The 14,614-nt window shown below is 60.8% G+C and carries 11 protein-coding genes and 1 tRNA gene; 5 read left to right on the forward strand and 7 right to left on the reverse strand.

Going from position 1 to position 14,614, the window contains the following annotated elements; translation table 11 throughout:
• Positions 1-22: 22 nt before the first annotated feature.
• The 3 genes from selA to ACIOYV_RS03755 all read left to right on the forward strand — a co-directional run bounded on the left by selA (position 23) and on the right by ACIOYV_RS03755 (position 3,426).
• On the forward strand, positions 23-1,429 hold the full coding sequence (gene selA / locus ACIOYV_RS03745) for an L-seryl-tRNA(Sec) selenium transferase (RefSeq protein WP_401320923.1): 1,407 nt from the start codon (positions 23-25) through the stop codon (positions 1,427-1,429).
• Entirely contained in the window at positions 1,426-3,330 is a 1,905-nt protein-coding gene (gene selB, locus ACIOYV_RS03750) for a selenocysteine-specific translation elongation factor (protein ID WP_401320925.1), read from the forward strand. Before selA ends, selB begins: the two co-directional genes overlap by 4 nt.
• Positions 3,331-3,426, forward strand: a tRNA-Sec gene (locus ACIOYV_RS03755).
• A gap of 28 nt (positions 3,427-3,454) precedes the next feature.
• Here ACIOYV_RS03755 and ACIOYV_RS03760 read toward each other — a convergent pair.
• Together ACIOYV_RS03760 and ACIOYV_RS03765 are read right to left on the reverse strand one after the other, a co-directional pair.
• A complete protein-coding gene (locus tag ACIOYV_RS03760) occupies positions 3,455-3,658 on the reverse strand; it encodes a hypothetical protein (RefSeq protein WP_054045995.1) in 204 nt (67 codons plus the stop codon).
• Between the two features lie 160 nt (positions 3,659-3,818).
• The gene (locus ACIOYV_RS03765; RefSeq protein WP_401320927.1) at positions 3,819-4,712 is read right to left on the reverse strand and encodes a LysR substrate-binding domain-containing protein; all 894 of its coding nucleotides are present in this window, start codon (positions 4,710-4,712) and stop codon (positions 3,819-3,821) included.
• A gap of 144 nt (positions 4,713-4,856) precedes the next feature.
• Between ACIOYV_RS03765 and ACIOYV_RS03770 the strand changes: the two genes are divergently transcribed.
• The gene (locus tag ACIOYV_RS03770) at positions 4,857-5,501 is read left to right on the forward strand and encodes a hydrolase (RefSeq protein ID WP_054045991.1); all 645 of its coding nucleotides are present in this window, start codon (positions 4,857-4,859) and stop codon (positions 5,499-5,501) included.
• Positions 5,502-6,216: 715 nt separating this feature from the next.
• On the opposite strand, the gene ACIOYV_RS03775 is transcribed toward ACIOYV_RS03770, so the two are convergent.
• The 4 genes from ACIOYV_RS03775 to phbB form a co-directional block, all read right to left on the reverse strand.
• Positions 6,217-6,870, reverse strand: coding sequence for a hydrolase (locus ACIOYV_RS03775; RefSeq protein WP_401320930.1), 654 nt, complete (start codon positions 6,868-6,870; stop codon positions 6,217-6,219).
• 132 nt (positions 6,871-7,002) lie between these two features.
• Positions 7,003-8,706: a class I poly(R)-hydroxyalkanoic acid synthase gene (phaC, locus tag ACIOYV_RS03780; RefSeq protein WP_401320932.1), complete on the reverse strand. Its 1,704-nt coding sequence runs from the start codon at positions 8,704-8,706 to the stop codon at positions 7,003-7,005.
• 94 nt (positions 8,707-8,800) lie between these two features.
• Positions 8,801-9,979, reverse strand: a complete 1,179-nt coding sequence (locus tag ACIOYV_RS03785; RefSeq protein ID WP_401320934.1) for an acetyl-CoA C-acetyltransferase — start codon at positions 9,977-9,979, stop codon at positions 8,801-8,803.
• A 57-nt stretch (positions 9,980-10,036) separates the two neighbouring features.
• On the reverse strand, positions 10,037-10,783 hold the full coding sequence (gene phbB, locus ACIOYV_RS03790; RefSeq protein ID WP_401320937.1) for an acetoacetyl-CoA reductase: 747 nt from the start codon (positions 10,781-10,783) through the stop codon (positions 10,037-10,039).
• A gap of 242 nt (positions 10,784-11,025) precedes the next feature.
• Between phbB and ACIOYV_RS03795 the strand changes: the two genes are divergently transcribed.
• The gene (locus ACIOYV_RS03795) at positions 11,026-12,063 is read left to right on the forward strand and encodes an AraC family transcriptional regulator (protein ID WP_401320940.1); all 1,038 of its coding nucleotides are present in this window, start codon (positions 11,026-11,028) and stop codon (positions 12,061-12,063) included.
• A gap of 190 nt (positions 12,064-12,253) precedes the next feature.
• Here ACIOYV_RS03795 and ACIOYV_RS03800 read toward each other — a convergent pair whose 3' ends face one another.
• Positions 12,254-14,590, reverse strand: coding sequence for a DUF3141 domain-containing protein (locus tag ACIOYV_RS03800; protein ID WP_401320941.1), 2,337 nt, complete (start codon positions 14,588-14,590; stop codon positions 12,254-12,256).
• Positions 14,591-14,614 lie beyond the last annotated feature (24 nt).

Below are 14,614 nucleotides of genomic sequence, written 5' to 3' on the forward strand. Positions count from 1 at the left end.
TCATTGCTTTACGGAGTTACCGATGTCCAACCTGCGCCTGCCTTCCATCGACAGTTTATTGCGCCATCCGGCGTGCCGGCCGCTGGCTGAGCGCTACGGCCGGGATGCATTGCTGGCGAGTCTGCGGCAGTTGCTCGATGACCTGCGCGAACCGGTTTTGTCGGGACAACTGGCGGCGGTCGAGATCGCGCCTGAAGTGCTCGCGGGCCGCGCAGGTGAACGCCTGATAGCGCAACATCGCAGCCATGTGCGCCGGGTGTTCAACCTCACCGGCACGGTTTTGCACACCAATCTTGGGCGCGCGCTGTTGCCGGACGAAGCCATCGAAGCCGTGCAAATGGCGGCGCGCTACCCAATCAATCTGGAATTCGACCTGCACAGCGGCAAGCGCGGCGACCGTGACGACCTGATTGAAGGCCTGATCCGCGAGTTGACCGGTGCCGAAGCGGTGACGGTGGTCAACAATAACGCCGCTGCCGTGTTGCTGACCCTCAACAGCCTGGGTGCGCGCAAGGAAGGCATCATCTCTCGGGGTGAGCTGATTGAGATCGGTGGTGCGTTTCGCATCCCCGACATCATGGCCCGAGCCGGGGTGAAACTGGTTGAAGTCGGCACCACCAATCGCACCCACGCCAGGGACTATGAAGCGGTTATCGGCCTGCGCAGTGGCTTGATCATGCGCGTGCACGCGAGCAACTACGCCATCTCCGGATTCACCACCCGCGTGCCGACGGCGGAACTGGCCGAGTTGGCGCACAAGCATGCGTTGCCGCTACTGGAAGACCTGGGCAGCGGCAGTTTGCTGGATTTGACCCGTTGGGGCCTGCCGGCTGAGCCGACGGTGCGCCAGGCGCTGCTGGATGGCGCGGACATCGTCACGTTTAGTGGCGACAAGTTGCTCGGCGGTCCGCAGGCCGGGCTGATTGTCGGGCGCAAGGACTTGATCGCGAAGATCAAGAAAAACCCGCTCAAGCGTGCGCTACGGGTCGACAAACTGACCTTGGCGGCGATGGAAGCGGTGCTGGGTTTGTACCGCGACCCTGATCGACTTGCCGAACGCTTGCCGAGCCTGCGCCTGTTGACCCGACCTCAAGCCGACATCCTCGCTCAAGCCGAACGCCTGCAACCCTCATTGGCGCGGGTGTTGGGCGAAGGCTGGAATGTCAGCGCGGTGCCGGCACTGGGCATGATCGGCAGCGGCAGCCAACCGGTGGCGCGCTTGCCGAGTGCGGCGTTGTGCCTGCGGCCGGTGGCTTCCAAACGCTTGCGCGGTCGAACCTTGAATGGGCTGGAAGCAGCACTCCGCAGCTTGCCGATTCCGGTGCTCGGTCGCATCGATGACGACGCGTTGTGGCTGGACTTGCGGCAACTGGACGACGAAGCGGCGTGGCTCGCGCAGCTTGATCAACTGAAAGGAAGGGAAGGGTGATTGTCGGTACGGCCGGGCACATTGACCACGGCAAGACGTTGTTGCTGGAGGCGCTGACCGGCCAGGCGGGGGATCGGCGTCGCGAAGAGCGTGAGCGTGGCATGACTATCGACCTCGGTTATCTCTACGCGGCGCTGGAGCCGGGGGCGGAGTTGACCGGATTTATCGACGTGCCGGGGCATGAGCGCTTCACCCACAACATGCTCGCCGGGGCGCAAGGGATCGATCTGGTGCTGTTGGTGGTGGCGGCGGATGACGGCGTGATGCCCCAGACCCGCGAGCATCTGGCGATTGTCGAGTTGCTGGGGATTCCTCGGGCGTTGGTGGCGATTACCAAGTGTGATCGGGTTGAGCCTGCGCGCGTCGAGGAAGTTCGCGTACAGAGCCATGCGTTGCTTGCGCCCGGCCCCTATGCAGACGCTCCGCAGTTCGCATTGTCGAGTGTCACCGGCGAGGGCGTTGGGGCATTGCGTGAAGCGCTGCTCGCTGAGCAAAAACACGTCCTGCAACGCAGCAAAAGCGGCGGGTTTCGGCTGGCGATTGATCGAGCGTTCAGCGTTGCCGGCGCCGGTATTGTGGTGACGGGTACGGCGTTGTCGGGTTCGGTGGCCGTGGGCGATACGTTGCTGCTCGGGCCGATGGGTAAACCGGTTCGAGTGCGCGGGCTGCATGCGCAGAATCAAGCTGCCGACCATGCCTTCGCCGGGCAACGGGTGGCGTTGAACCTGAGCGCCGAACGCCTGAATCTGGAGCAGATTCACCGTGGCCAATGGCTGCTCGCCGAGTGGTTGCACGCGCCAACCCAGCGGCTGGATATCGAGATGCGCCTGTTGCCCAGCGAAGTCATTGCGTTTGCGCACTTTCACCCGGTGCACGTGCACCTCGGCACGCAAGACGTGACCGGGCGCGTGGCATTGCTGGAAGGCCCGAGCCTGGCACCCGGCGAGCGGATGTTCGCGCAGTTGCTGTTGAACGCGCCGGTGCATGCGGTGAAGGGCGATCCGCTGATCCTGCGCGACCAAAGCGCCCAGCGCACCCTCGGTGGTGGTCGGGTGCTCGATCCGTTTGCACCGAGCCGCCATCGCCGCAGTCCCGAGCGATTGGCGCAGCTACAGGCGCTCGCCAGCAGCGACAGTCTTGAATCGGTCATGCCTGCGCTGCTGGCCCACAGCGACACTGGACTTGATCCGCAACGCCTCGAACGTCAGTTCAACCGTCCGCGCAATAGCTGGGTTTTGCCCGACGACGTGCGCCTTATCAGCACTCGCCAAGGCCCGCTGTTATTCAGCGCCGAACGCTGGGAATCTTTCAAACCGCCGCTGCTGCAACACCTCGCACGCTTCCATCAACTGGAACCGGATCAAATGGGCCCGGACCGCGATCGCCTGCGCCGGTTCTCGGGCTCCGTGCTCGACCGTCCGACGTTCATCAGTTTGCTCGACGAGTTACTGGCCAGCGGCGTGGTGCTCAGCAGTAGACCGTGGCTGCATCTGCCCGATCATCAAGTGCGCCTGAGTGCCGACGACGAAGCCTTGTGGCAACAATTGCAGCCAACCTTTGAACAGGCCGGTTTCAATCCGCCGTGGGTGCGAGACCTGGGACATGACGAAGTGGCGGTGCGCCTGCTGCTGCGTAAAATGGCGCGTCTCGGGCTGTTGCATCAAGTGGTGCGCGACCTGTTCTACACCGACGCGGCGCTGCGCCGATTGGCGGCTATGCTGTTGCAACTGGCCGGTGAAAACCCGGTGGTCGAGGTCGCCGCGTTTCGCGATGCGGTGGGTTTGGGGCGCAAGCGCAGCGTGCAGCTTCTTGAGTACTTCGACCGGATCGGCCTGACCCGACGCCTTGGTGATCGACGCCAGATCCGCCTCGACAGTGCACTGGCTCAGGCCAACGAATAAGGAAGGCAATCGCGCCCGGTGGCGCGGCCGGGCTTCAAACCCGGTTGGGGACGGCATCCGTTCCCGGGCAGGTTCGACTCCGGCTGCCTTCCGCCAGTTTCAACGGGGCCAAGACACACTCATATCAACTTGCGTTCCGATTACGATCAGGATCATTGCCCGGATCTTGTTCGTACAGATAGGAAACGGTTGCCGCACCCGCTTCTGGATGCATCTCCACCTTTGAGATCTCCACCCGAAAACCTCGTTTGGCGAGCACCTGCGAAGCCTTGTTTCGTGCGTCTTGATCGGTTTGGGCAGTACCGTGCAAATCAACAATATGCTCCATGATTCCTTTCCCCGTGAGCCTCCACCCGATCCAGATGACTGGGCTGCAGGGATTTTCCCACTCGGTCAAGAATCAGTGAACTGTCAGATCTGACAGTTTTTAAGCTTGATTTGGAATAGCAGACGGCATTCACGCGACAAATCGGTGCTGGGCGCTTGCTTCAGTCTGATCGTGGTGCCAATTCCTTGATCAGGAAATCAATAAACGTGCGGGTCTTCTGCGGCACGCGTCGCGCTGACGGGTAGACCGCGTTGATGGTGATCGGCGGCGCCTGCCATTCGCACAGCACCGACACCAGTCGACCCGCCGCCAGGGCCTCTTCGAGAATGAAATCCGGGAGCAGGGCGATGCCCATGCCGGCTTCGGCGGCCTGGGCGAGCAAGTCGCCGTTGTTGGCGTGCAACGGCCCGGTGACGTTGACCCGTTGCGTGTCCTTGCCGTTGCTCAATTGCAGGCTGACGCCGCTTTGCAGATAGCCGTAGTTCAAGCATTGATGGTGGGTCAGGTCCTTGGGCACGTGTGGCGTGCCGGCACGTTTCAGGTAGGCCGGCGAGGCCACCATGATGCGCGGCGCCGGGGCCAGCAGGCGGGCGACCATGGATGAGTCGGGCATGCTCGCAATCCGCAGCGTTACGTCGAAACCGCCGCGCACCGGGTCCACTTGCTGATCACTCAGCACCAGTTGCAACTCTATGTTCGGGTGCAGCTCATGGAACACCGGGATCAGCGGCCCGAGACGCCGCAACCCGAAGGACATCGGCGCGTTGATCCGCAGCACGCCACGCAATTCACCGACGCCATCACGGGCCCGTTGTTCGGCTTCATCCAACGAGGCGATCAGCTCCCGCGCTGCATCGTAATACTCGGCGCCGGCCTCGGTCAGGTGCAGGCTGCGGGTGGTGCGTTGCAGCAATTGCACGCCGATCGCCTCTTCCAGTGCCTGAATCTGTTTGCTGACTTTAGAGCGCGGTACATCCATCGCCCGGGCTGCGGCAGCGAAGCCGTTTTCACCGACGGTCACGATAAACGCGCGCATGCATTCGATACGATCCAAGGATTGTCCCCAATTTGGAATCAATGATTCCCGATTTTAGGGAATTGTTCCTTTTATGACTAGCGCCTAAATTAGCAACCAAGCCGCCAACAAACAGCGACTAACCCATTAAACAGAACTCATCGACATCAAAAGGAACTCGCCATGTCCATCCGTGAATTGCTCAACCCAACCAACTCCGCCCTGATCCTGATCGACCACCAGCCGCAGATGTCCTTCGGCGTGCAATCGATTGATCGCCAGACCCTGAAGAACAACACCGTGGCCCTGGCCAAGACGGCGAAGATCTTTAACGTGCCGACCATCCTGACCTCGGTGGAAACCGAAAGCTTCAGCGGTTTCATCTGGCCGGAATTGCTTGGTGTGTTCCCGGAACAACAGCCAATCGAGCGCACCTCGATGAACTCCTGGGAAGACAAGGCGCTGGTCGCCGCGGTCAAAGCCACCGGGCGAAAAAAGCTGATCATGGCGGCACTGTGGACTGAGGTCTGCCTGAACTTCCCGGCGCTGGAAGCCCTGGCTGAAGGCTACGAGGTGTACATCGTCACCGACGCGTCCGGCGGAACCACCAAGGAAGCCCACGACATGTCCGTGCAACGGATGATCCAGGCCGGCGCGGTGCCGGTGACCTGGCAACAAGTACTGCTCGAATACCAACGCGACTGGGCTCACAAGGAAACCTATGACGCCGTGATGGAACTGGTACGCGAACACAGCGGCGCCTACGGCATGGGCGTGGACTACGCCTACACCATGGTGCACAAGGCCCCGCAGCGCCAGGTCAAATAAGCGAACGATCACCGGCCCTGGATTCAATACAGGGCCAAACCGGTGGGAGCGGGCTTGCTCGCGAAGGGGGAGTGTCAGTCGACAGCCATGTTGCCTGACCTACCGCCATCGCGAGCAAGCTCGCTCCCACATTTGGTCCTGCGAAAAACCCAATCTTGTGGCCGCAGCCATTCCCACATTTGGTCCTGCGTAAAACCCAATCCCGCGACCGCAGCCGAACCCCTTGTAGGAGCGAGGCTTGCCCGCGAAAGCGGTTTGTCTGACACGACGATGTTGAATGTGCCACCGTCTTCGCGGGCAAGCCTCGCTCCTACATTTTGATCTGTGTGAAACCCAATCCTGCGACCGCCGCAGTTCCCCTGTGGGAGCGAGCTTGCTCGCGATGGCGGAGTATCAGTCGACAGAGATATTGCCTGGAGAGCCGCTTTCGCGAGCAAGCCCGCTCCCACATTTTGGTCGGTGTGAAACCGCAGCCGAACCCCTTGTAGGAGCGAGGCTTGCCCGCGAAAGCGGTCTGTGTGACACGGCGATGTTGAATGTGCCACCGTCTTCGCGGGCAAGCCTCGCTCCTACATTTTGATCCGTGTGAAACCCGATCCCATGACCGGCGAACAGTATCGACACCACAGGCTGTGATTTAGCGAAGAAGGCATCATCGTTCGATCACCACGAGGGGCAGCGACTGCGCGAACAATCACGCAGTCGCTGTTAATGCTTAATGACCTTCGGACGCGCCGAACATGGTTTTCGCGTAGATCAGCCCCAGACCATACGAGCCGCCGTTGGCTATAGAGGTTTTCACGGTTTCTTCGTAGGTCTCGGTGCGAGCCCAGTCACGTTGCAGTTCCAGCAGGTATTGCAACGAAGTCATCGGCCGCGCGCCGAGCTGGATCATGCGTTGAATCGCCATGTCATGGGCTTCGATGGACACGTCGCCACAAGCATCGGCGATGAAGTACACCTCGTAACCCTGATCGATAGCCGACAGTGCCGGGCCGACGATGCACACGGACGTCCACAGACCGGCGAGGACGATTTTCTGTTTGCCGAACTTGTTGACTTCAACCGCGATGCGCTCGTCTTCCCAGGTGTTCATGCTGGTGCGGTCGATCACGTTGTGTTCCGGGAACACCGACTTGATTTCGTCGAAGATCGGCCCGGAAAAACTCTTCTCGGCGACGGTGGTGAGAATGGTCGAAACCTTGAAGCCGCGAGCAGCCTTGGCCACCAGTGCGGCGTTATTGCGCAGGGTCACGGCATCGATGGACTTGGTCGCAAAGGACATCTGCGACTGGTGATCGATCATGATCAAGGTGTGATCGGTAGGGGTGAGCAGGGTTTTGCCGGGAACTGCTTTTGCAATGGCCATCACGAGGTCCTTACGGGAGTGAGTGAAGGCTTATGGTTGCGCAGATTCGGGCGGGGATATTGAGTGGGTGTGCTGTGTTTTGTGCTGTCTGCGAGCCCTGCGCGATGGTCATCTATCGCGCAGGGTGGCGGATCATTGCATCACATAGCGCCCCGGTGCCGATTCCAGCGCCGGGTATTGCACATTACCGGTGTGCAGCGCCGAAGGCTGGCGTTCGCCGGCGTGTTCGGCCAGCCAGACGAACCAGTCGTTCCACCAGCTACCGGGATGTTGCTGGGCATTCATGAACCAGGTGTCCGGTTTTTTGGTCACGCGGTTGTTGGTCCAGTAGTGACGTTTCTGATTGGCCGGCGGGTTGATCACCCCGGCGATATGCCCCGAGGCCCCGAGCACGAAACGTTTGGTGCCACCGAGCAATTCGGTGCTGGCGTAGGCGCTTCTCCACGGCACGATATGGTCGTCGTGGGTGGCGAGGATGTACGCCGGCGCCTCGATGGCCCGCAGGTCGAGTTTGACGCCGCAGCAATCCAGCTCACCGGATTTCAGGTCGTTCTGCAGGTAGGTGTGGCGCAAATACCAGCAGTACATCGGGCCGGGCAGGTTGGTGCTGTCGTTGTTCCAGAACAACAGGTCCAGGGCAGTCGGCTTCAGGCCCTTGAGGTATTTGTCGACGTTGTAGTTCCACCACAAATCATTGGGCCGCAGCAGCGAGAAGGTATTGCCCATGTCCTCGCCCTTGAACAGGCCGATCGGGCCGTCCTTCCCGCCGATGGTGCGCTCGCGGTAAGCCACCAGTTGTTCGTCGACGAAGATGTCGATGGGGCCGGTGTCGAGGTAATCGAGGAAAGTGGTCAGCAGGCTGACGCTGGCGATGTCTTTATCACCGCGCGCGGCCAGTACCGCCAGCGCCGTGCTTAACAACGTGCCGCCGATGCAGAAGCCGACGCAATTGGGTCGTTGCTCGCCGCTGATGTCGCGGGTGACTTGCAGGCCTTTGATGATGCCGGTTTCGATCAGATCGTCCCACGTGGTGCTGGCATGTGCCTGGTCGAAGTTGCGCCAGGACATCAGGAATACCGGATGCCCTTGCTGCAACAGGTGACCGATCATTGAGTTGTCGGGGCGCAAATCGAGGATGTAATACTTGTTGATCGACGGCGGCACCACGAACACCGGGCGCCGGTACTGGGTTTCGGTTTGCGGGTAGTACTGGATCAGCTGGAACAGTTCGTTCTCGAACACCACTTCGCCGGGGGTGGTGGCCAAATCCACGCCGACCTTGAATGCATTGCTGTCGCACTGGCGCATCTTGCCTTCTTGCAGGTCGTTGGCCAGGTGCAGCATCCCCGTGATCAGGCTGGCGCCATGGGTGTCGGCCACCCGTTGCAAGGCATCCGGGTTACTGACGAGGAAGTTGCTCGGCGCCCCGGCAGCGATGGCTTGCTCGACCAGGTACAGCAGGCGCTGACGCGGTTTTTTGTCCTTGATCGGCAGCTTGTCCAGCAGCTTCAGCATGAAACCGGCGTTGAGCAGGTAAAACGCCGCCAGCGAACCAAACAGCGGTTGGCTCCAGGCACCGCTGGCGAAACGCCGATCCTCAAACGTGAACGGCTGGCCGGTCATCAGGCGCTGGCCGAGGTCGCCCCATTGCAGTTGATAGTCGGACTGCAGGTTGTCGAGGGTGCCACGGGGCAGGTCGAACCAGTCGTTGTATTCCTGCCCTGTAAACCACGGATTGGTGCTGACCCACAGGCGTAATTGTTGCACTGCAAAGGAAGCAACGAACGGAACCTGGCCAGACCAGAAAGTGTTGAACGTGTGCGCATTGTTATCCATGGAACTCCTTGCCCACAAAGATCAACCGGGCAGAAAAAAGCGCGACACCGTGTACGGTGCCGCGTCAGTAGCTAAGGCAAGCAGTTCGGTGTGACTAGCGCTCGATGACCAGGCTCACGCCTTGACCGCCACCGATGCACAACGTGGCCAAGCCTTTGTGGCCATCGCGACGGATCAGCTCAAACAGCAGCGACACCAGAATCCGCGCACCCGATGCGCCGATCGGGTGGCCGAGGGCAATTGCACCGCCGTTGACGTTGACTTTGCTGGTGTCCCAGCCCAGTTCCTTGCCGACCGCCAGTGACTGCGCGGCGAAGGCTTCATTGGCTTCGATCAGGTCCAGATCATCAAGGCTCCAATCGGCCTTTTCCAGCACGCGGCGGGTGGCCGGCACCGGGCCGATGCCCATGATCGACGGGTCGACGCCGGCACTCGCGTAAGCCTTGATCCGCGCCAGCACGGGTAATCCCAGCGCCTGGGCTTTGGCGGCACTGGCCAGCAACAGCACGGCGGCGCCATCGTTGAGGGTCGATGAGTTGCCAGCGGTGACGCTGCCGTCTTTCTGGAACGCCGGTTTGAGTTTGCCCAGGGACGCGAGGCTGCTGTCCGGGCGCGGTTGCTCATCGGTGTCGAAGGCCAGCGGCTCACCGTTGCGCTGGGGAATCAGGATCGGGGTGATTTCGCGCTGGAAGTAACCGGCTTCAATGGCCGCCGCAGCCTTCTGTTGCGAGGCGGCGGCGAAGGCATCTTGCTGTTCACGGGTGAGGCTGTATTTCTGCGCCAGATTCTCTGCCGTGATGCCCATGTGGTAGTCGTTGAAGGCATCCCACAAACCGTCCTGAATCACGCTGTCCTGCAATTGCGCGTGGCCCAAACGCAAACCGGTGCGGGCCTTGGGCAGGACGTAAGGCGCCAGGCTCATGTTTTCCTGGCCGCCGGCGATCACCAGCTCGGCGTCGCCACAGCGAATCGCCTGGACGGCCAGTTGCACAGCCTTGAGCCCGGAGCCACAGACCTTGTTCAAGGTCATGGCGGGTGTGGTGAAGGGCAGGCCGGCCTTGATCGCGGTCTGGCGGGCCGGGTTTTGCCCCGCACCGGCGCTGAGCACCTGGCCGAGGATCACTTCATCGATCTGTTCGCCGTTAATCCCGGTCTGTTCGAGCAAGCGGCGAATCAGCGCCGCGCCCAGTTCGGTGGCCGGAATCGCGGACAAGGCACCCTGGAAGCTGCCAATGGCGGTACGAGTAGCGGCAACGATTACGACTTCGTTCATGCGTGACCTCATCAGGAATGTATCGAACGGCAGCAGGGCCTCCATGCCCCGCGCGGGTTACTGCATGTTCATGCCGCCGTTGACCGAGAAGTCGGCACCGGTGCTGTAGGCCGACTCATCGGACGCCAGCCAGGCGACGATCGAGGCGATTTCCTCGGGTTGGCCGAGGCGACCGACCGGCGTGGCCGCGATCATGCTGTCGAGGATGTCCGGGCGAATGGCGGCGGTCATGCTGGTCTGGATGTAGCCCGGCGACACGGTGTTGACGGTCACGCCCTTGGCGGACACTTCCCGCGCCAGCGCCATGGTGAAGCCGTGGATGCCGGCCTTGGCCGCGCTGTAGTTGGTCTGGCCGAACTGACCGCGCTGGCCGTTGATGGAAGAGATGTTGATCACGCGTCCCCAGCCTTTGCTCAACATGCCTTCAATCACCTGTTTGGTGGTGTTGAACAGGCCGGTCAGGTTGGTGCCGATTACCGCATTCCAGTCTTCGTGGGTGAGTTTGCGAAACGAGGCATCCCGGGTTATCCCGGCATTGTTGACCAGCACATCGACCGGGCCGACCGTTTCCCTGACCATTTCGAACGCCTTGCGGGTTGATTCCCAGTCGGTGATGTCGCCGTAGACAAACTCGAACTCGAACCCGGCTGCCAACTGAGTCGCGGCCCACTCATTCTTGCGCGCGGAATCAGCGCTGCACCCCACCACAACCTTGAAGCCTTCCTTGTAAAGACGCTGACTGATCGCCGTACCAATCCCACCCATACCACCGGTTACCAACGCAATACGACCAAGCGACTTCATAGACTTCTTCCCTTTTTTCTTTTGCGCTGCAAGATGGGGAGATTGTTGGGTATTGCCGGGGCCTGCGGGAAGTGTTGTGAGGTGACGGTGTGGTGTCCAACGGTGCCAAATGTGGTTAAAAACGAGGAATACCTATACTGGGATCAACACTCGCCATTGAGCGGCCCGATATTCTTTGATTCAACGCAGATCAGTAATGGCTCCGGACAGGATGTCCGGTTCCACAGGTCAATGAGGACGCCATGTATAGAATGAGTTCAGGCTATGCCAGCGTGCTGGTGAATACGCTCTCGGCTCAAGGACTGGATGTCGCCAGTCTGTGTCGGGAGGCTGGACTGGACATCAGGCTCGCGAACCTGCCAGGAGCGTTTTGCGAGCGCAGGGCGATCTATAAATTGTGGACACTGGCGGCCCAGGCCAGCGGTGATCCGGACATCGGCCTCAAAGCCTATGGCAACTTCCATCCCGGCAGCTTTCAGATTGTCGGCTACACCATGATGTCCAGCCTCAACCTGAAACGTGCCCTCGAACGGCTGGTGCGTTTCAGCCCGTTGATCGGCACCGGGTTCAGTTTGTTTTTCATGGCCGAGCAGCAGAACTATCGACTGGCCGCCCTCGATCATCATCAGGGCGGCTCGGCCAAACCCAGGCAATACGTCGACGCGGCACTCGCATCGTTGATGGGCATTTGCCGCTGGCTGGCGGGCGGTAACTCGCCGCAACCGCTGAACGTGGAGTTCAGTTATCCGGAACCGGCGGACACGTCCGAACATCGGCGCCTGTTTGGCTGCAACCTGCAGTTTGATGCGGCCTACGACAGCATTCTGTTCGACGGCCAGGAAGTGCTGCGCCCATTGAGCATGGCCAACGAGACACTGGCGGTGCTGCATGACAGTTTTGCCGAAGCGCAACTGGACCTGCTGTTTGGCTTCTCGATTGTCGGCAGGATTCGCGCCTTGATCAGCGAGCGTTTGAGCCAGGGCAAGGGGCAATACGATATGGAATCCATCGCCGCCGCGCTGAACATCAGCAAGCGTACGCTGCAACGCTCGCTCGAAAAGGACGGTACGCAGTTCAAGGATGTGCAGAACGCGGTGCGCCGGCAACTGGCGGACTTCTACCTGCGCCATTCTCACTTCAACATGAAACATGTGGCCTATCTCCTTGGTTTTCATGACCACAGCAGTTTCAACAAGGCGTGCAACCGCTGGTTTGGCATGACGCCGGGGCAGTACCGGGCGGATGAATCCTTTGAGGTTGAAGAAGCCGAACCGGTCTGACGTAACCGAAGCCGAACCCATCTGACGTAGCAGCTGCCGAGCACCGCGAGGCTGCGTTCGGCGGCGCAGCCGTCGTAAAAACCTGACTGCGAGATATTCCTGATACACCGCGTCGTCTGAATTCACGACGGCTTCGCCGCCGAACGCAGCCTCGCGAGCTCGGCAGCTGCTACGGGGATTGCGTTTCAGGTCATTTGGCCGGAGGCTTTTTCGGACCTTTCTTGACCTTGGTCGCTTTGTGCACGGGCTGCGCAGTCACTTCTTCTTCACTGGGCGGCTGAGTCAGGTCGAACCCCGGCAACGGCACTTCAAGCAGCGTGTGCAACTCACACCAGAAGGCATGGCCGGTTGCGGTTTCGTTCAGCAAATCCGGCAGCAAATTAGCAACGGCCGCCAATACCTGCTGGCGTTCCTCGGTTTCCGGCAGCAACAGCGGCAGGCTGCGCAGGCTTTCTTGCGGGTGAGTGAGCACCAGCATTTTCTGGGTTTGCAGGGTTTCGCGAAGGTCCAGCGGTGCGGCGCTGTGGTCTTGCAGCAGCACCTGCAATTGCTCGAGCAGTTTTTCCAGGTTGGCCTTGCCCGCCGCATCGCTGTCACGGCCCAGCAGGAACAGGATGCGAACCAAGGCTTCCATCAGGCCGCCAAGGGGCAGGGCGGTTTGCAGGCGTTCGAGCAATACTTTGTCGTACTGATCGGCGTGCGCCTGAAGATCGCGCTCCGGCGGGTTGCCGGCGAAGCTGTTGAGCGCGCCATACACGCCGTAGAAACACAGTTCCTGGGTGGCATCGCGCAGATCGCGATAGCCATTCAAGGCGTCCTGGATCTGATTGGAAAACAACGCCTGCCAGGCCAGCAATGGATTGGCGGCAGCAGCGGGGCGACGATCATTGCGCACCTGCGCCGCGCTGCCGGCCAGCCACCACAACGCCGGGTTCGAACTGCTCCAGAGCGCTTGCTGCTGATGGAACGGATGGGCTTTGCGGATCAATTCTGCGGTGGATTCGCTGATCAACGGGCGCAGCCACGGACGGACAAAACCGTCGTACAGCGTGTTATTCAGGTCCGAGGTGCGCTCGACCAGCGCAAACTCGCGATCATCATCACGAGACGGTTGCCCATCGCCATGAATATCGGCGATGCGCCGGGCTTCAAAACGCACGGCATATTGCGAATCGGGCAGATCGTCGATCAGCATTTCATAGAGCCCGGCGGGCAGGGCGTTGATGCTGTCGACCGCGCCCAGCAGTTCGCGATGTTCACGCCGGGCCACTTCGCCTGAGACGAAAATCCCCAGGTGACCGATGCTGGCGTGACGCAGATAGACAATGGTGCGCCCGGCGTTTTGCAGGGCCAGATCGCTGGGGTACACATCTGCGATCCAGTCCAGCGCCTGTTGCGGAGAGGTGATGTTGTCGCCATAGGAACAGAACACCACCACCGGCACTTCGATACGCTTGAGGTCGAGCCCGCTGCTCTTGCGCCCTAAACCGCCGGACAGCTGATTGCCGATAAACAGGTCATCGACAATCATCTCGATTTCTTCGCTGTTGAGCAGCGTCGGGCTGCCCCACCAGCGCTCGAAATCGAGGAAGCGCGCGGCTTCCGTGTCGACCTCGCTGAACAGGTGGTAGTACTTGCCCCAGTAAGTGTTGGCCGGGTCGAGGTTTTCGAAATTGCTCACCAGCCAAGTGCCGTCGAAACGCTCGTTGCCCAGGTCGCTGCCCAAACGTGCCATCCAGCCGCCACCGAGCAAACCACCGGTGTAGCGCATCGGGTTGCGTCCATTGACCCCGGCCCAGTACGACAACGGCGCGCCATTGACGATGATCAGTCCTGGCAATTCGGGTCTGGTCGCGGCCAGTCCCATCAGTGCCCAACCGGCCTGGCAGTTGCCGATCACCACCGGTTTGGCGCTGGCGGGATGCCGCGCGCTGACCGCTTCGATGAAATGCGCCTGCGCCTCGACAATGTCCGCCAGGGTCTGCCCGGGGCTTGGCGAATGGCTGAAGGCGATGAAGTAGGTGGGATGCCCGGCGCGCAGGCTTTCACCGATCAGCGAATCCTGCTTGAAACCGCCAATGCCCGAACCATGACCGCCGCGTGGGTCGATGATGATCACCGGCGGTTGCCCGTCGATGGAGGGCTCATGGCTGAGGATGCGCAACAGCGAGTAGTTGACCGGGCGCGGCAGGTCGGCGCCGTTGACCAGGGTTTCATGCTCGAACTTGAGCAACAGCGGAAAGCCTGCACGTTCGTGGGCCAGGGTGTTGTCGCCGCGCTGGCGCAAGGTGTCCCAGAACAACAGGCTGCGTTGGCCGAGGTCGGTGAAATATTCCTGCCAGTCAGCCGCCGTGGGCTGTTTGAGTTGGCCTTGGCTGAGCGGCGCGAAGGTTTTGGCCTGGCGCTGCTGCACGGCGTCGAACACATTGCGAGCATTAAGACGCTGCAGGTGATTCAGGTGCTCGAACAAACCGGTCGCTGAGGAAAGCGCCTCTTCTTGCGCTGCAATATTTTCGTCCTGACCCATCGTGATCTCCTGACATAGTGCGAG

The sequence above is a fragment of the Pseudomonas sp. NPDC087342 genome (assembly GCF_044744265.1).
Lineage (GTDB): Bacteria > Pseudomonadota > Gammaproteobacteria > Pseudomonadales > Pseudomonadaceae > Aquipseudomonas > Aquipseudomonas nunensis.